Genomic DNA, 16,571 nt, shown 5'->3' with positions numbered 1-16,571 from the left:
TGACTCAGGGCCAGCGGCATACGTTAGCGTGGTGCCGACTGGATTGCTTCGCTCCGCTCGCAAGGACGGCGGCGCCGAAGCGACGGGTTAGCACCCCTATCACCGCGCCTTCACAGCCGCCTCGTCCGCCGCCCAGAGGTGCTGCGCCGCGTAGGCCCGGAACGGGCGCCACGCCTCAGCCCGGGCCAGGAGCGCCGCCGGGCTTGGACGCCCGGTGCGGCTCTCCAGCGCCCGCAGCAGGCCGACATCGCCCACCGGCAGGGCGTCGGGCAGCTTGAGCGCCCGCATGGCGATGTACTGCGCCGTCCAGGGACCGATCCCGCGGATCGCCGTGAAGCGGAGCACCGCGGCCTCCAACGACTCCGCCGGGGCGAACAGGTCCGGATCGGCCAAAGCCGCCGCGGCCAGCGCCCGGATCGCCGCGCCGCGGGCCCGCGGCATGTTGAGCGCCAGGGCGATATCCGCCTCGGCCAGATCCGCCGGCGTGGGAAAGACGTGGGTCAGCCCGTCCATCGGCTCCGCGAGGGGCGTCCCGAACGCCGCCACCAGCTTGCCCGCGAGCCCGATCGCGGCCGCCACAGAGACCTGCTGACCGAGGATCGCCCGGCAGCCGGTCTCGAACGGGTCCCAGGCCCCGGGGAGGCGCAACCCCGGCCGCGCGGCGACGAGCGGGGCCAGGACCGGATCGCCGACAAGGCAGGCCGCGATGGCGCCGGGATCGGCGTCGCAGTCGAAGAGGCGGCGCAGGCGCCCCGCGACCGCCTCGGCGTGCCCGGCCTCGACACCGCGCAGCGCGACGTGCAGGCAATCCGCGCCGGGCGCCACCGTCAGGAGCCCGTGCCGCCCCGCGATGCTGATCGTGCGGGCGTAGGCCGCCGCGGGATCGGCCGCCTCGACGCCCGGGATCGCCCGCTTGGCGAGGAACGCGCGGATCGCCGCCCAGTCGTAGGGCGGCCGGACGGGCAGGCGACGTTCGATCGCCCCCGCAAACACGAAGGGCGGCCTCTCGGCCGCCCCGTCGCTCGCGTCACAGGACAGGTGGTCCTGCCTCAGCCGCGCTGGTCGACCGGCACGTAGTCGCGCTGGGTCGGACCGACGTAGAGCTGGCGGGGACGGCCGATCTTCTGCGACGGATCCTCGATCATCTCGGCCCACTGGGCGATCCAGCCGACCGTGCGGGCCACGGCGAACAGCACCGTGAACATGTCGGTCGGGAAGCCCATCGCCTTGAGGGTGATGCCCGAGTAGAAATCGATGTTCGGGTAGAGCTTCTTCTCGATGAAGTACTCGTCCTTGAGGGCGATCTGCTCCAGCTCCATGGCGACGTGGAGCAGCGGATCGTCGGTCTTGCCGAGCTCCTTCAGCACCTGATGGGTGGTGCTCTGCATGATCCGGGCGCGCGGGTCGTAGTTCTTGTAGACCCGGTGGCCGAAGCCCATCAGGCGGAACGGGTCGTTCTTGTCCTTGGCCTTGGCGACGTACTTGCCGACGTTCTCCGGGGTGCCGATCTCCATCAGCATCTTGAGCGCCGCCTCGTTGGCGCCGCCATGGGCCGGGCCCCACAGGCAGGCGATGCCGGCCGCGATGCAGGCGAAGGGGTTGGCGCCCGAGGAGCCGGCGAGCCGCACGGTCGAGGTCGAGGCGTTCTGCTCGTGGTCGGCGTGCAGGATGAAGATCTTGTCGAGCGCCCGGGCGAAGACCGGGTTCACCTCGTATTCCTCGCACGGCACCGCGTAGCACATGCGCAGGAAGTTCGAGGTATAGTCGAGGTCGTTCTTCGGGTACACGAACGGCTGGCCGATCGAGTACTTGTAGGCCATCGCGGCGAGCGTCGGCATCTTGGCGATCATGCGGATCGACGCGATCAGCCGCTGGCTCTCGTCCGTGATGTCGGTCGAGTCGTGGTAGAAGGCCGAGAGGGCGCCCACCGAGGCGACCATCACGGCCATCGGGTGCGCGTCGCGGCGGAAGCCGGTGAAGAACCGGTTCATCTGGTCGTGCACCATGGTGTGGCGCGTGACCCGATACTCGAAATCGGCCCGCTGGGCGGCGGTCGGCAGGGCGCCGAACAGCATCAGGTAGCAGGTCTCGAGGAAGTCGCCCTTCTCGGCGAGCTGCTCGATCGGGTAGCCGCGATAGAGCAGCACGCCCTCGTCGCCGTCGATATAGGTGATCTTCGATTCGCAGGACGCCGTCGAGGTGAAGCCCGGGTCGAAGGTGAAGGCGCCGGTCTGGGCGTAGAGCTTGCCGATATCGATCACGTCCGGCCCGATCGTGCCGGATTTCACCGGCAGCTCGATCGACTTGCCGTCCACGGTGATGGTGCTGGGTGCGCTCATGGATCGTGGACCCTTCTCTGGCGACGTGGCGGATGCCGGGCTCGGGCTGCCCGAGTCGGTCCCGGGGGCCTGAGCACACGCATTATGCTGCGGGTGCTCACAGGCATGGGTTACCCAAACGGCACTGCAGCAGCAACGGGGTCGGTGACAACCCGACCCCGACGCCAAGCAAATTCCACCAAGCGCAATTCGAGCCGGGGCCGGCAGTTCCCCGGCTACGCCCGGTGGCTTCAGACCTGCGGCACCTGATCGCCCAGGCGGGCAAGGGTTTCCGCCCGGCCGAGCACCGCCATCACGTCGAACAGGGGCGGGGAGGTGGTGCGGCCGGTCAGCGCCGCGCGCAGGGGCTGGGCCACCTGCCCGAGCTTGCAGCCGGCGTCCTCCGCGTACTGGCGAACCGCACCCTCGGTCGAGGCCGCATTCCAGTCCGGCAGCGCCTCGAGCACCGGCCGCACCCCGGCGAGGCGGGCGCGGCCCTCGTCGGAGAGGAGGGCGCGGGCCTTGTCGTCCAGCGCCAGCGGCCGCTGGGCGTAGAGGTAATAGGCGCTGTCGAGGAGCTCGATCAGCGTCTTGGCCCGCTCCTTCAGGCCCGGCATGGCCTGGGTGAGCTTGTCCTTGAGGTCGGGCTGCAGCGGCGCCGACAGGCCGCGCCCGGGACCGACATTTGGCAGGATCGTCTCGATCGCCGCGACGAGATCGGCATCGGCGCTGGTGCGGATGTAGAGGCCGTTGAGGTTGGCGAGCTTGGCGAAGTCGAACCGCGCCGCGGAGCGCCCCACCGCGCCGAGGTCGAAGGCCGCGACCATCTCCTCGGTGGAGAAGACCTCCTGGTCGCCGTGGCTCCAGCCGAGCCGCACGAGGTAGTTGCGCAGGGCCGCCGGCAGGTAGCCGAGATCGCGATAGGCCTCGACGCCGAGCGCCCCGTGGCGCTTCGAGAGCTTGGCTCCGTCCGCCCCGTGGATCAGCGGGATATGGGCCATCCGGGGAATGTCCCAGCCCAAGGCGGAAAAGATCTGGCTCTGGCGCGCCGCGTTGGTGAGGTGGTCGTCGCCGCGGATGATCTGCGTGACGCCCATGTCGTGGTCGTCGACCACCACGGCCAGCATGTAGGTCGGCGTCCCGTCCGAACGCAGCAGGACGAGGTCGTCGAGGTCCTTGTTGGCCCAGGTCACGCGGCCCTGGACGGCGTCCTCGACGACGGTCTCGCCCTCGGTCGGCGCGCGCAGGCGGATCACCGGCTTGACCCCGGCGGGGGCCTCGGACGGGTCGCGGTCGCGCCAGCGGCCGTCGTAGCGGGGGGCACGGCCCTCGGCCCGGGCGGTCTCCCGCATCGAGGTCAGCTCCTCGGCGGTGGCATAGCAATGGTAGGCACGGCCGGCCGCCAGCAGCTCCTCGGCCACGGCCCGGTGGCGCTCGGCCCGGGCGAACTGGAACACCACGTCCCCGTCCCAGTCGAGGCCGAGCCAGGACAGGCCGTCGAGGATCGCGTCGATCGCGCCCTTGGTGGAGCGCTCCCGGTCGGTATCCTCGATGCGCAGCAGCATCTTGCCGCCGGTGTGGCGGGCGTAGAGCCAGTTGAACAACGCCGTGCGGGCCCCGCCGATATGCAGGTAGCCGGTGGGCGAGGGGGCGAAGCGCGTGACGACGGCTGAGGACATCGGTCCGGTATGTTCCGGGGCTGGTCGCGGACGGAGCGCGACGGACGGCGAAGGGGCGGCGGAGCGGCGAGGGGCTCGACAGGGCGCCCGTAGCACGAAGCACCGGCTGTAGCACGAGCCGGAGGATGCGTTAAGAATCGCCCGCAGAATCGCCCGGCCCCGAGACAGGTCGCGCGGAACGGGGCGGCGGCGATGCGGCGGATCGGCGCGAGGCTGGCGGGCGGCGCGGTGGCGCTGGCCGGCCCCCGCGCGCCCGCCCTCCCGGTCATCCGCCACTGGGTGGCCGAAGGCCTCGCCCGGGACGCCGAGCAGCGCCGGCTGTTCCCCTGGCTGGCGGTGGCCTTCGGCGGGGGGATCCTGGTCTATTTCGCGGCGACCGACGGCGCGCCGAGCCTGGCCGCGCCCCTTGTCGCCGCCGCCCTTGCCCTGGCGCCGATCCCGCTCCTCGGCGCGCGCCCGGCGGCGCTGGCGGCGGTGCTCGCGGTGGCGGCCGCGTTCCTCGGCTTCGCGGCGGCAGCCTGGCGGGTCTCGGAGGTCGCCGCCCCGGTCCTCACCCGCACCACCATCGGCCCCCTCATCGGAACGGTCGAGGCCCTGGACGAGCGCGAGGTCGGCGCCCGGCTGCTGATCCGGGTGGAGAGCTTCGCCGGCCTTGCGCCGGAGGCGCGGCCCGCCCGGGTGCGGGTGTCATTCCGCAAGACGCCGACCCCGCTTCCCGGGGACGTCGTCGCCGCCACCGCCCGGTTGTTGCCTCCCCCGGAGGCGGCCCGGCCCGGAGGCTACGATTTTGCCCGAGACGCCTACTTCCAGGGGATCGGCGCGGTGGGCTCCCTGGTCGGGGCGGTCACGATCCGGGCGCCGACCGAGCCGCTGCCCCTCCGCCTGCGGCTCGCCGCCACGCTCGACGCGGCCCGGAACGGGCTCACCCGCCGGATCGCGGAGGCCGCCGGCGGCCAGGCGGGCGCGGTGGCGGCGGCCCTGGTGACCGGCAAGCGCGGCCTCATCGGCCCGGCGACCAACGATGCGCTGCGCGCCGCCGGAATCTACCACGTTGTGTCGATCTCGGGCCTCCACATGGTGCTGGCCGCCGGCGTGGTGTTCTGGCTGGTGCGGGCGCTCCTCGCGCTGGTCCCCCATTGCGCGCTCCTCTGGCCGATCAAGAAGATCGCGGCCGGCTTCGCCATGGTCGGCGTCACCGCCTACTGCGCCTTTTCGGGCTGGGACATCGCCGCCGAACGCTCGCTGATCATGACCCTGATCATGCTGGGCGCGATCCTGGTGGACCGGCCCGCCCTGTCGATGCGCAACCTCGCCCTCGCGGCGCTGATCGCCCTGGCCCGGGAGCCGGAGGGCCTGCTCGGCCCGAGCTTCCAGATGTCCTTCGGCGCCGTGGCCGGGCTGATCGCCTGCGCACGGCTGATCGACGGGCGGCTGTTCGTGCGCCCCGGGGCGGGCCGGCTCGGTCGGCTCGTCGGCAGCGGCCTCTCGGCGGTCACCGGGACCCTGGCCACGACCCTGGTGGCGCAGGTCGCGACCGCGCCCTTCGCCACCTACCATTTCCAGACGATCCAGCCCTTCGGCCTCGTCGGCAACGCCCTGACCCTGCCGCTCGTCTCCCTCGTGGTGATGCCCTCCGCGGTGATCGGGATCCTCGCCTATCCCTTCGCCCTCGACCGCCCGATCTGGTGGCTGATGGGTCAGGCGGTGGGGGGCATGCTCGCCGTCTCCCATTGGATCGCCGGGTTCGAGCGGGCCATCGTGGTCGTACCGGCCTTCGGCACCGCGGCGCTGTTCCTGCTGACCGCGGGCCTGCTGCTCGCGACGTTACCGGCCTCCCGCCTGCGCTGGCTCGCCGTGCCGCCGATCCTGCTCGGACTCGTCGTCGCGGCCCGACCCGACCGCTACGACCTCTATGTCGATCGGCAGGGTGCGGGGGCCGCGGTGCGGGGGCCGGACGGACGGCTCGCGGCCCTCGGCAGCCCGTCCGGCTTCGTCCTCGAACAATGGCTGAAGGCGGACGGCGACGGACGGGGAGCCGGGGCACTGATCGTCCGATCGGGCAGCGGCCGCTGTGATCGGCTCGGATGCACCGCGCGCCTGCCGGACGGACGGGCGGTCGCCCTGGTCCGGGACCGGCGGGCCTTCCCGGAGGATTGCGCCCGCGCCGCGGTGCTGATCACGGGCCTCGTGGCCCCACCGACCTGCACCGGCCCCCTGGTGATCGACCGGCGCGTCCTGGCCGCCCAGGGCGCCGTCGCCCTCAGGTCCGATGGCGAGAGCTTCGTCGCCCATCACGCCCGGGCCGATGGCCGCGCCGTGCCCTGGCGACCACGCTCGGGACACGGGCCGGGACCGCCACAATTGGTCACCGCGCCCTCCGCGGAGGCCCGCGCCTCTGACGACGGGGCGACAACGCCTCCGGAAACCGATGCGTCGGGCGGGGACTTCGCCCCCGGCGACGCGCCGGCCGAGCCGCTTCAGTAGCGGCGGACGAGGCTGACGAGGCGGCCCTGGATCCGGACCCGGTCGGGCCCGAGGACGCGCGTCTCGTAGGCCGGGTTGGCGGCCTCCAGGGCGATCGAGGAGCCGCGGCGGCGCAGACGCTTGAGCGTCGCCTCCTCGTCGTCGATCAGCGCCACGATGATGTCGCCGGTATTGGCCGTGTCCTGCTTGCGGATCACCACGAGGTCGCCGTCGAGGATGCCGGCCTCGACCATCGAGTCGCCGCGCACCTCCAGGGCGTAGTGCTCGCCGCCGGCCACGAAATCCGGCGACAGGGTGATGGCATGGCTTTGGTTCTGGATCGCCGAGACCGGCGTACCGGCGGCGATCCGGCCCATCACCGGGATCGAAATGGCACGACCGGCGTCATCGATCATCCGCGTGCTGGCCGGGGCCGGCGGCTGCTTGGACTTGCCGCCCTCGACCACGCTCGGGGTGAAACGGCGCGGCTCGGCCGGGGCCGAAGATGGGGCCGAAGATGGGACCGTCTGGCTCAGGCTCTCGGGAATGCGGATCACCTCGATGGCGCGCGCCCGATTCGGCAGGCGCCGGAGGAAGCCGCGCTCCTCCAGGGCCGTGATCAGCCGGTGGATGCCGGATTTCGACTTGAGGTCGAGGGCGTCCTTCATCTCGTCGAAGGACGGCGGGACGCCGCATTCCTGCATCCGGCTCTGGATGAAACGCAGGAGGTCCAGCTGCTTGCGCGTGAGCATCGAAGGGGGACTCGCGGCTTGGCAGACCGCCCCGTGACGGTCTCTGAAACAAATCACGAACAGGTTAAACGTTCCGCAAGTGTTCCGCAAGGGCGGCACCGCTACGCTTGGCGCGTCGCTCCGCGCTCGCGGGAGCAAGGTCGAGAAACGCATTGACGGCGCAAGCGGAGCCGTTTCAATGCACCGCGGCGCCCCGCCGGGAAGGCGGCGGATCCGGGCCGCGGGCTGGGACCCTCTTGGGATGACGAGGATGCGACGACCCGCAGCTCTGCTGCCCCTCGGCCTCGCCGCCCTCGGCCTCGCCGGCTGCACCACCGGGTTCTCCTACATCTCGCGGAACTACGTGGCGCTCACCCCCCAGGTGGTGACGATCGGCTGCAAGGAGCCCTACGAGGTCTACGACAACCGGCAGATGCGCCGGATGCTGATCGTCTCGAACGCCCTGCGCGAATATACCGGCTGCAACCTGAGCGAGGCCCGGATCGATCCGGAGCCGAACGCCACCCGGGTGAAGCGCTTCCGCACCGCCGCCCGGGCCTATCTCGACGAGACCGTGCGCGAGGATTGCCGGATCACCGGCGAGACCGTGTTCGATCCGCTGAAGACCGAGTTCGCCTACGCCTGCGACACGCCGATCGAGAAGCGCGGCACCGTGGTCCCCCGCCTGCCGGGCCGCAATCCCGGTCTCGCCCGCTGACCGACCGGCGGCGCGCCGTCAGGCGCCCGGCTTCGGGAAGGTCCGTTCCGCCGCGTCGCCGGCGGCGGCGAGCAGGGCGCGGGCGAAGGCCCGGGCTTCCGCCCGGTCGAGAACGATCGCGGCGGTGACCGGCGCGCCGCCGAGGTCGGCCAGGGCGAGTTCCAGGCGCACCCCGTCGGGCACGGCGGTCGCCTGCAGGCTCCAGCCGGAGCCCCGATCCGTGCTCTCCGCCATCACATGTCCCTCCCGCCTGCCCCGGGAAAACGCCGCAGGCGCCCGCCGGAACCGGCCGTGCGCGGGACTGTTCCCGAGCCGTGCCCAGCGCTTCCCTGCCTCGCCTGTCCGCTTACCTCAAGGCCGCAGGCCCCGGACTCGTGGTGATGCTGGCCGATACGGATGTCGGAAGCCTCATCACGGCGGCCCAGAGCGGGGCGCGCTGGGGCTATTCGCTCCTGCTCCTCCAGATCCTGCTGGTGCCAATCCTGTACGTCGTCCAGGAGCTGACGGTGCGACTCGGGACCGCCACCGGACGCGGCCACGGCGCGCTGATCCGGGAGCGCTACGGGCCGGCCTGGGCCTGGATCTCGTACGGCGGCCTCGTGGTCGCCGGCATCGGCGCCATCGTCACGGAATTCTCCGGCATCGCCGGCATCGGGGACCTGTTCGGGGTGCCGCGGCTCGTGAGCCTCGGCCTGCCGGCCTGCCTGCTCCTGGGGCTCGTCTTCACCGGGAGCTACCGGCGCGTCGAGGTCGTGGCGATCGTGGTCGGCCTGTTCGAGCTGGTCTTCGTCGGGCTCGCCGTCGCGGCGCGGCCGAACCTGCCCGAGATCGTCGCCTCCTTCGGGCACATGCCGCTGGGCGACGGCCAGTTCCGGGTGCTGATCGCGGCCAATATCGGCGCGGTGATCATGCCGTGGATGATCTTCTACCAGCAGTCGGCGATCGTCGATAAGGGCCTGGGCTGGGAGCACGCGCGGCGCTCGCGGCTCGACACACTCGTGGGTGCGGTGGTCTCGCAATGCGTGATGGGCGCGATCCTCGTCGCCGCCGCCGCCACGATCGGCAAGGCCGGGCAGGGCAGCGCGAAGGGGCTGGAGACCGTCGGCGATCTCGCGGGCGCCTTCACGCCGGCCCTGGGGCCGTGGCTCGGGCAGGTGGTGTTCGGGGTGGGCATCATCGCGGCGGCCTTCGTGGCGCTCAACGTCGTGGCCCTGGCGCTGGCCTGGGGGTTCGGCGACGTGACCGGCCGGCCGCACTCCCTGGAGCAGTCGCCCCGGGAGGCTCCGGCCTTCTACGGCGCCTTCGCGCTCGCGGTCGCGGCCGGCGCGGTCGCCGTGCAGCTCGTGCCGGATCTCGTGGCGCTCAACATCGCCGTGGAGGTGATGAACGCGCTGCTCCTGCCCCTGGCGCTCGGCCTGCTGATCCTCCTCGCCACCCGGGCCCTGCCAGAGGGGCAGCGCGTGGCGGGCGTCTACAAGGGGGTGGTCTACGCGGTGTCGGGGATCACGATCGCGTTCGCGATGGTCGGCGTCCTGGACGGGGTGGGCCTGCTCTGACGCGATTGACGCGGGGCCTCCGATGATGTCTCCCGCGGGCTCCGATCAGGTGGAGTTCGAACATGCAAGAGATCTGGTTCCGCACGGGCGAGGCCACGGTGCTGGCGGCCGAGGGCCAGTACACCGACGCCATGCCGGAGGTGCTGATCGGCTCGGTGCGCGGTCCGGTCGGCCAGGCCTTCGCGTCGATGATGGGGCAGGTCCAGGGCCACACGCGGATGTTCGTGGTCCGCGACCTCAACCAGCTCGTGCGCCCTGCCACGATGATGACCACCAAGGTCACGATCCACACGGCCGAGTATGCCGAGCTCCTCGGCGGCGTGGTCCAGGCCGCCACCGGCGACGCGATCGTGGACTGCATCATCGAGGGCATCCTGCCCAAGGACGGGCTCGACGAGCTGTGCATGATCATCATGATCTGGCTCGATCAGCGCTGCGCCGAGGACGACAACCTCGACCAGAAGGACCTCTACCGGACCAACTACGAGGCGACGAAGCTCGCCATCGCCCGCGCCCTCAAGGGCGAGCCGACGGTGGACGAGCTGATCGCCAACCGGAAGACCGTGAAGCACTACGCCCTGGACGGCGTGATCGAGTACTGATCGGCCCCTTCGCGCGCATCCTGCCGGGGTCGATATCGCATCACCCCGGCGGGATGCGCCCCACCGAGCACAGGGTCCGCATCGCGGTGCTGCCCGGGTCGGTGTAGCAGGAGGCCGACCAGCCGTTCTGCTGGATGAACGACTTGCGCCGCTCCGACAGCGCGGTCCGGTAGGCGCTGGCGATGATCGGCTCGACGGTCGCGGCCGGTTCGCCGACCAGGATCTCGGAGGCCACCGACAGGTCGCGGAAGAAGGTCGCCGAGGGGGCGGGCTCGGCCGAGGTCGCCTGCACGATCGGCTCGGCCCGGCAGGTCACGTCGAACTTGATCGGGCCGGCCATGCGGATGTCGATGCTGGGGCCCGCCCGCTTGCCGACCTTGCCGCCGATGGCGCCGGCGATCTGGCGGGTGAGGTCGTCGCAGCTGTCGGCCCGGGCGGCCTCCGCCCAGAGGGGGAGGGCCGCGCAGGCGGCGAGGAGGAGGCGCGGAACGGCGAAGCTCGACATGGCCGCACTCTACGCGCGGCGCGGGGCCTGTCGAGGGGCGTTCCTCAGTGGAAATCCCGGCTGCGATACACGCGCCGATCCGGGGGCACGCCGAAATCCGTGTTCTCGGGGGGCAGCTTCATCCCGGCCTCGCGCAGGTCGCGCAGGGACGCGGTGAGATCGCGAAACCCTTCGGCCACGAGATGGACCACCCCGTCCGCCCGCTGGATCCGGCCGCGCACGGCGAGGAACCGGGCCTGCATGGCGATCCGGCGGTTGGCCTCGAACACCGTCTTCCAGACGATCACGTTGGCGATACCGGTCTCGTCCTCCAGGGTCAGGAACACCACGCCCTTGGCGGTGCCGGGCCGCTGGCGGATCAGCACGAGGCCCGCCACCGTGACCCGCGCCCCCTGGGGCAGGGCGGGATCGAGATGCGCCCGGGCCGGGATCGCGCCGATCCGGGCGAGCCGCCCCCGGAAGAAGGCGACCGGGTGCCCCTGCAGCGACAGGCCGGTGGCGGCATAATCCTCGGCCACCGCCTCGGACGGGGCCAGGGACGGCAGGTCCACGGCCGGCTCGTGCCGGAACAGGCCGTCATCGGCGTGCCAGGCGAAGAGCGGCAGGGGCGCGTCGAGGAGATGGGCCCGGCGCGCGCTCGGGTCGGCCTTGGCGGCCTTGCGCGCCGAGGTCCCCTCCAGGGTGCGGACCATCCAGAGGGCGGCGCGCCGGTCGAGGCCCAGCGAGCGGAACGCGTCCGCCTCGGCCAGCCGCTCCAGGGTGTTGCGGGGCAGGGCGAGGGCGGCCTGCAGGCCCTCGATGCTGGCATAGCCGTTGGCCCGCAGCCGCACGAGCCGGCGCATGGCGGCCTCGGGCAGGCCGCGCACCACCCGCAGGCCGATCCGCACGGCGTGCAGCGCGGGATTTCCGGCCGGCTCCAGGGTGCAGTCCCAGTCGCTGGCGTTGACGCAGACGCCCCGCACCTCGACCCCGTGGGCGCGGGCGTCGCGCACCAGCTGGGCCGGCTGGTAGAAGCCCATGGGCTGGGCGTTGAGGATCGCGGCCAGGAAGACGTCGGGGTGCCGGCACTTCATCCAGACCGAGGCGTAGACGAGGAGCGCGAAGCTCGCCGCGTGGCTCTCCGGGAATCCGTAGGTGGAGAAGCCGCGGATCTGCGCGAAGCAGCGCTCGGCGAAGTCCTGCGGGTAGCCCCGGCGGGTCATGCCGCCCACGAACTTGTCCGCGAAGCCGCCGATCGAGCCGACATGGCGGAAGGTCGCCATCGCCCGGCGCAGGCCGTCGGCCTCGGCCGGGGTGAAGCCCGCCGCCGTGATGGCGATCTGCATGGCATGCTCCTGGAACAGCGGCACCCCGTAGGTCTTCTGCAGGACCTCCTTCAGTTCGTCCGCCGGCCCGTGGTCCGGGTGCGGGGCGGGGTACTCCACCGGGTCGATCCCGGAGCGGCGCCGCAGGTAGGGATGGACCATGTCGCCCTGGATGGGACCGGGGCGCACGATCGCCACCTGCACGACGAGGTCGTAGAATTCCTTGGGCTTCAGGCGCGGCAGCATCGACATCTGCGCCCGGCTCTCGACCTGGAACACGCCGACGGAATCGGCCTTCGCCAGCATCGCGTAGGTGGCGGGATCCTCCTGGGGCAGGTCGGCCAGCGTCTCGTAGAAGGTATTGTGGTCCTTCTCCAGAAACGCGAGGCCGCGCTTGAGGCAGGTCAGCATGCCGAGCGCCAGCACGTCGACCTTCATCAGGCCGATCGCGTCGATGTCGTCCTTGTCCCACTCGATGAAGGTGCGGTCCGCCATGGCGCCGTTGCCCACCGGCACGGTCTCGTCGAGGCGCCCGCGGGTCAGCACGAAGCCGCCGACATGCTGGGACAGGTGGCGGGGGAAACCGATCAACTGGTGGGCGAGGTCCAGCGCCTGCCGGATCGCCGGGTTCCCCGGATCGAGGCCGGCCTCGCGCACATGCTGGTCCGGCATCCCGGTGCCCCAGGAGCCCCAGACCGTGTCGGCGATCGCCGCGGTCACGTCCTCGGTGAGCCCGAGGACCTTGCCGACCTCGCGGATCGCCATGCGCGGACGGTAGTGGATCACCGTGGCGCAGAGGGCGGCCCGCTCCCGGCCGTAGCGGGCATAGAGGTGCTGGATCACCTCCTCGCGGCGCTCGTGCTCGAAATCGACGTCGATGTCGGGGGGCTCGCCCCGGTTCTCCGAGATGAAGCGGGCGAAGAGCAGCCGGTGCTTGGACGGGTCCACCGCGGTGATGCCCAGGCAGAAGCACACGGCGGAATTGGCCGCCGAGCCGCGGCCCTGGCAGAGGATCCCCTTGCCGCGGGCGAACTCGACCACGTCGAACAGGGTCAGGAAGTAACGGGCATAGTCCATCTTGGCGATGAGCCGCAGCTCCTCGCGGAGCGTCCCCGCGACGGCGGAGGGAATATCGCCGCCGTAGCGCCAGTGCGCCCGCTCGAAGGTCTTCTCCTCCAGGTATTCCTGCGGCGTGCGCCCGGGGGGCACCGGCTCGTCGGGATATTCGTAGCGCAGCTGGGACAGGCAGAAGCCGCAGGCCTCGGCGATCTCGACGGTGCGGGCCACCGCCTCCGGGTGGTCGGCGAACAGCCGCGCCATCTCGGCGGGGGGCTTCAGGTGGCGCTCGGCATTGGCCTCCAGCCGGTAGCCCGCCTCGCCGATCCGGCAGCCCGCGCGGATGCACGTCACCACGTCCTGGAGCGGGCGCCGCTCGGGATGGTGGTAGAGCGCGTCCGAGACCGCGACCATCGGCGCGCGGGCGGCCGCGCCCAGCTCGGCGAGCAGACCGAGGCGGCGCCGCTCGTCGCCCCGGCGCGTATGGCTCGCCCCGAGGAAGGTCCGGCCCGGGGCCGCGGCGGCGAGCGCCTCCAGACGCGACCGGAAGCCCTCCGGCAGGCGCCGGGCCGGCGGCATGGCGATGAACATCTGCCCCTTCGCGGCCTCCAGCATCTCGGCGAAGGCGAAGCGGCATTCCCCCTTGCGGACGCGCCGGTTGCCCAGGGTGAGCAGCCGGCAGAGGCGCCCCCAGGCCGCCCGGTCCATCGGGTAGGTGACGGCCTCGAACCCCTCCTCGGTGACGAGGCGCACGCCGGGCAGGATCCGGATCTTCGTGCCCTCCGCTTCGAGCGCCCGCGCCGCCGCATGCGCCCGGACCACGCCGGCCACGGTGTTGCGGTCGGCGATGCCGATCGCCGAGAGGCCGTAGGCCGCCGCCTGCACGACGTAGTCCTGCGGGTGCGCGGCGCCGTGGAGGAACGAGAAGTTCGTGGTGACGGCGAGTTCGGCGAAAGGGATCTCGGGGCGGCTCACGCGAACAGCCCGTGGACGTACCACGCGGCCGGCTGCCCGGGGGCGTGCGGCCCGTCGCGGTAGAGCCAGAGCCGGTGACCGGCCTCGCATTCGATGCGGTAATAGTCGCGCTCCGCGCCGGGCGCGCACCACCATTCCGCGGAAATCCGCTCCGGCCCCTCGGCATGGGCGACGCGGTGAACCTGCGCGCGCCAGCGGAAGCGCCGGGGCGGCCCCTCCGGGACGGCGGAGAGCACGTCGCAAGCGGCTTCGCCCCGGGGGAACAGCACCAGGGGGCGGGGCGGGAGGTGATCGGGCCAGGGGATGGAGCAGGGGACGGAGATGGGAAAGGCCCGCGCCCTCACGCCCCCCTCTGCGGGGGAGGTTGGCTCCTGCTTCAGAAGGGGCCGGGAGAAGGGAAAGCCGCTTCCGGAGGGATCGCGCGCTTCATGAAGGCCACGGCCGGACCCTGCACCCTCGCTCCCCCCGTGCGGGACTTCGTGCCGACTCGTCCCCCTTCGGGGGGCATCCTCCTCCGCAGAGGGGAGAGGGCGATGCGCGCGCGTCCGGCCGATGTCCTTGTCCGCTGACGATCCGTGCCCCTCTCCGGCAACCCAGGGACCGCTCCGATCAGCCCGTTCCGGCAGGTGACTCGCCCGTGGCTCCAGGCGCAGCAACGCCCGCCCGAGGCGCTGCGCCAGGGCATCGGCCAGGACGGCGACCCCATCGCCGGAGGCGTCCGCCCCGAGATCGGTCTGGCGGGCCGGCATGGCGCCGGTCACCGTCACGGCGAGCGCCACGGTCTCGAAGCCGAACCCGGCCTCGAGGGCGGAGCCCAACCGGTCGAGGCGCAGGGAAACCAGGGCCGCGACCCGCTCGGGGTAACGCTCGGGGCGCGACAGACCGAGATCGATGGCCCGCACCACCCCGTCGACCCGGTGCAGGGCGAGGCGCAGGGCACAGGCACCGAGCCCGTCCCGCTCCAGACGGGGGGCGATCTCGGCCATCAGGTCGCGGGCGGTCCGGACGATGTCCGACTGCCGCCCGATCGGGTCGAGGAAGCCGCGGGCGGCGGCGTATTCGGCGGCCTCCGACAGGGGCGCCAGCGGCTCGGGACGGCGTGCCAGGGCCTGATCGAGGCGCAACAGCAACGCCTCGCCGAAGCGACGGGCGAGGGGCCCCCGGGGGAGGGCATCGAGTTCGCCCATCCGGCGCAGGCCGAGCCGCTTCAGCCCCGAGACCGTGCCGGGATCCAGCCGCAGGGCCTCCACGGGCAGACCCCGCAGAGCCTCGGCCGCCCCGCCCGGCGGCACGACGATCCGGTCGACCCCGCCGTGGCTGGCCAGCGCGAAGGCGGCCCCGGGTGTGTCGGCAAGGGCGATCCGGGCGGGGATATGTCCCCGCGCGAGACGGTCTGTCAGATCGTCGACGAGACTCGCCTCGCCGCCGCGCAGGTGACTGGCCCCGGCGACGTCGATGTAGAGCCCGTCCCCCGCCTCGGCCGGCCCGAACGGCGCCACGAGGGGCGCGTAGCCGCCCGCCCAGCGGCAGAGCCGCAGCAGAGCGTCCCGGTCGGCGGTCGGGTCGGCGGGATAGACCTGGAGCGGCACGCCGATCCGCGCCCGGACCCGGCCCAGGGGCTCGCCGGGCTGGAGGCCCAGGGCGCGGGCCTCCGGGTCGAGGGCCACGAGCCGCAGGCCGCCGGGGCCCTCGGCGGCCACCGCGAGGGGGCCGCGCTCAGGCGCGAGACCGGCCCGCCGCAGCCGCGTCACCGGCCAGTGGCTCAGGCAGATGCAGACGATGCGCGGCATGGTCCCACTCCAGAAGCCAGTCGCCGCCCCGCCCGTTGCGACAGCGTTCGAGCCGCGCCCGCCAGCGCGGCCTGTCGAGGGTGCCGAACCGGTCCCGCGCCGCGGGCGCCGCGGCGATCCGCCAGCGGGTGGCGGCCCCGTTGGGCAGGCCGGCAGGCGCCGGCCGCAGGATCAGCAGCAGCGGCGGAGCAGACCCTTCCGCGGCGAGCTGCAGGCGCCGGCCCGGCTTCAGCGGCAGGCCGTCCCGGACGAGGCCGACGAGGGCCGTGAGCGCCCGGGCGTGCAGGGCCGCCTCCAGCGCGCGGAACACCTCCGCATCGCTGCCGGCCTCCAGCAGCAGCAGCCGGGCGGGATCGAGGCCGAGTCCCGCGAGGCCATGGCCGTAGGGCAGGGGCTGCCCCGGCGCGGCGGCGATCAGCGCCGGACCAGGCCGGCCAGCGAGGTGGCGGGCGCAGAGCGCCAGGGCGAAGCCGAGGGCCGCGACCCCGTCCACGGGCTCGGCCGGCGCGATCTCGTGGGGCGGCCCGAGGACGAGGCCGCCGCCCGGCAGATGCCCGTCGAGCTCCGGTACGCCCAGCGGCAGGACCGGCGGCAGGACCGGCGGCAGGTCCCGCTCGCCGGCCGGCGGCGCGAGGCGCATCCGCAGGGCCGCAAGCCGGGCCCGGGGATCGCCCCGCGCGATCGCCCCCTCGGTCTCGTCCGCAGGGTCCAGCCCCATCTCCGTCGGCTCCGGTCATGCCGGACGATAGGAACATAACAGGAACGCACACAAACGGTTTCCACGGCGTCCCGGAATCGCGCACGGAAGCAGCGGCTTGGCCTGTGGATGGCTGTGGACGCCTGTGGAATCGACCGCCACCGCCGGTTCCGCCGC

The 16,571-nt window shown here is 72.7% G+C and carries 13 protein-coding genes; 4 read left to right on the top strand and 9 right to left on the bottom strand.

Annotated features, from left to right (window positions below; all coding sequences use genetic code 11):
- Nucleotides 1-99 precede the first annotated feature (99 nt).
- The 3 genes from P9K36_RS11970 to gltX form a co-directional block, all read right to left on the bottom strand.
- Nucleotides 100-993, bottom strand: a complete 894-nt coding sequence (locus tag P9K36_RS11970) for an AlkA N-terminal domain-containing protein (RefSeq protein ID WP_043757231.1) — start codon at nucleotides 991-993, stop codon at nucleotides 100-102.
- 56 nt (nucleotides 994-1,049) lie between these two features.
- Nucleotides 1,050-2,339: a citrate synthase gene (gene gltA / locus P9K36_RS11965; protein WP_012319002.1), complete on the bottom strand. Its 1,290-nt coding sequence runs from the start codon at nucleotides 2,337-2,339 to the stop codon at nucleotides 1,050-1,052.
- 230 nt (nucleotides 2,340-2,569) lie between these two features.
- Nucleotides 2,570-3,997, bottom strand: a complete 1,428-nt coding sequence (gltX, locus tag P9K36_RS11960) for a glutamate--tRNA ligase (protein ID WP_043757228.1) — start codon at nucleotides 3,995-3,997, stop codon at nucleotides 2,570-2,572.
- Between the two features lie 192 nt (nucleotides 3,998-4,189).
- On the opposite strand from gltX, the gene P9K36_RS11955 reads away from it, so the two are divergent.
- Entirely contained in the window at nucleotides 4,190-6,481 is a 2,292-nt protein-coding gene (locus P9K36_RS11955; protein WP_043757225.1) for a ComEC/Rec2 family competence protein, read from the top strand.
- Here the strand turns inward: P9K36_RS11955 and lexA are convergent.
- Nucleotides 6,475-7,212, bottom strand: coding sequence for a transcriptional repressor LexA (gene lexA / locus P9K36_RS11950; RefSeq protein WP_043757222.1), 738 nt, complete (start codon nucleotides 7,210-7,212; stop codon nucleotides 6,475-6,477). The genes P9K36_RS11955 and lexA overlap by 7 nt on opposite strands.
- 250 nt (nucleotides 7,213-7,462) lie before the next feature.
- Here lexA and P9K36_RS11945 point away from each other — a divergent pair, with 250 nt between their 5' ends.
- The gene (locus tag P9K36_RS11945; RefSeq protein ID WP_043757221.1) at nucleotides 7,463-7,909 is read left to right on the top strand and encodes a hypothetical protein; all 447 of its coding nucleotides are present in this window, start codon (nucleotides 7,463-7,465) and stop codon (nucleotides 7,907-7,909) included.
- An 18-nt stretch (nucleotides 7,910-7,927) separates the two neighbouring features.
- Here P9K36_RS11945 and P9K36_RS11940 read toward each other — a convergent pair whose 3' ends face one another.
- Complete coding sequence (locus P9K36_RS11940) at nucleotides 7,928-8,143, bottom strand: hypothetical protein (RefSeq protein ID WP_043349581.1); 216 nt, start codon at nucleotides 8,141-8,143, stop codon at nucleotides 7,928-7,930.
- Nucleotides 8,144-8,223: 80 nt separating this feature from the next.
- Here P9K36_RS11940 and P9K36_RS11935 point away from each other — a divergent pair, with 80 nt between their 5' ends.
- Both P9K36_RS11935 and fae read left to right on the top strand, forming a co-directional pair.
- Nucleotides 8,224-9,465: a divalent metal cation transporter gene (locus P9K36_RS11935; RefSeq protein WP_043757220.1), complete on the top strand. Its 1,242-nt coding sequence runs from the start codon at nucleotides 8,224-8,226 to the stop codon at nucleotides 9,463-9,465.
- Nucleotides 9,466-9,527: 62 nt separating this feature from the next.
- A complete protein-coding gene (gene fae, locus P9K36_RS11930) occupies nucleotides 9,528-10,067 on the top strand; it encodes a formaldehyde-activating enzyme (RefSeq protein WP_020092273.1) in 540 nt (179 codons plus the stop codon).
- Between the two features lie 40 nt (nucleotides 10,068-10,107).
- Here the strand turns inward: fae and P9K36_RS11925 are convergent, their stop codons facing one another.
- From P9K36_RS11925 to P9K36_RS11910, 4 genes are read right to left on the bottom strand one after another with little or no spacing between them, the layout of a single operon-like run.
- Nucleotides 10,108-10,572: a hypothetical protein gene (locus tag P9K36_RS11925; RefSeq protein WP_043757218.1), complete on the bottom strand. Its 465-nt coding sequence runs from the start codon at nucleotides 10,570-10,572 to the stop codon at nucleotides 10,108-10,110.
- Nucleotides 10,573-10,616: 44 nt separating this feature from the next.
- Entirely contained in the window at nucleotides 10,617-13,907 is a 3,291-nt protein-coding gene (locus tag P9K36_RS11920; RefSeq protein ID WP_278307111.1) for an error-prone DNA polymerase, read from the bottom strand.
- Nucleotides 13,904-15,697, bottom strand: a complete 1,794-nt coding sequence (locus tag P9K36_RS11915; RefSeq protein ID WP_043757213.1) for a DNA polymerase Y family protein — start codon at nucleotides 15,695-15,697, stop codon at nucleotides 13,904-13,906. Before P9K36_RS11915 ends, P9K36_RS11920 begins: the two co-directional genes overlap by 4 nt.
- Nucleotides 15,624-16,415: an ImuA protein gene (locus P9K36_RS11910; protein ID WP_051976036.1), complete on the bottom strand. Its 792-nt coding sequence runs from the start codon at nucleotides 16,413-16,415 to the stop codon at nucleotides 15,624-15,626. Before P9K36_RS11910 ends, P9K36_RS11915 begins: the two co-directional genes overlap by 74 nt.
- Nucleotides 16,416-16,571: the final 156 nt, after the last annotated feature.

It is taken from the genome of Methylobacterium sp. 391_Methyba4 (genome assembly GCF_029691625.1).
Taxonomy (GTDB): Bacteria; Pseudomonadota; Alphaproteobacteria; order Rhizobiales; family Beijerinckiaceae; genus Methylobacterium; species Methylobacterium fujisawaense.
The sequence above is the reverse complement of the archived record's forward strand: the minus strand, read 5'-3'. Positions and strand labels throughout refer to the sequence as shown.

Bases quoted from the DNA above. Each gene is read 5' to 3' on its own strand.
- gltA (WP_012319002.1), bottom strand. From the start codon at position 2,339: ATGAGCGCACCCAGCACCATCACCGTGGACGGCAAGTCGATCGAGCTG.
- gltX (WP_043757228.1), bottom strand. From the start codon at position 3,997: ATGTCCTCAGCCGTCGTCACGCGCTTCGCCCCCTCGCCCACCGGCTAC.
- P9K36_RS11955 (WP_043757225.1), top strand. From the start codon at position 4,190: ATGCGGCGGATCGGCGCGAGGCTGGCGGGCGGCGCGGTGGCGCTGGCC.
- lexA (WP_043757222.1), bottom strand. From the start codon at position 7,212: ATGCTCACGCGCAAGCAGCTGGACCTCCTGCGTTTCATCCAGAGCCGG.
- P9K36_RS11945 (WP_043757221.1), top strand. From the start codon at position 7,463: ATGCGACGACCCGCAGCTCTGCTGCCCCTCGGCCTCGCCGCCCTCGGC.
- P9K36_RS11940 (WP_043349581.1), bottom strand. From the start codon at position 8,143: ATGGCGGAGAGCACGGATCGGGGCTCCGGCTGGAGCCTGCAGGCGACC.
- fae (WP_020092273.1), top strand. From the start codon at position 9,528: ATGCAAGAGATCTGGTTCCGCACGGGCGAGGCCACGGTGCTGGCGGCC.
- P9K36_RS11925 (WP_043757218.1), bottom strand. From the start codon at position 10,572: ATGTCGAGCTTCGCCGTTCCGCGCCTCCTCCTCGCCGCCTGCGCGGCC.
- P9K36_RS11915 (WP_043757213.1), bottom strand. From the start codon at position 15,697: ATGCCGCGCATCGTCTGCATCTGCCTGAGCCACTGGCCGGTGACGCGG.
- P9K36_RS11910 (WP_051976036.1), bottom strand. From the start codon at position 16,415: ATGGGGCTGGACCCTGCGGACGAGACCGAGGGGGCGATCGCGCGGGGC.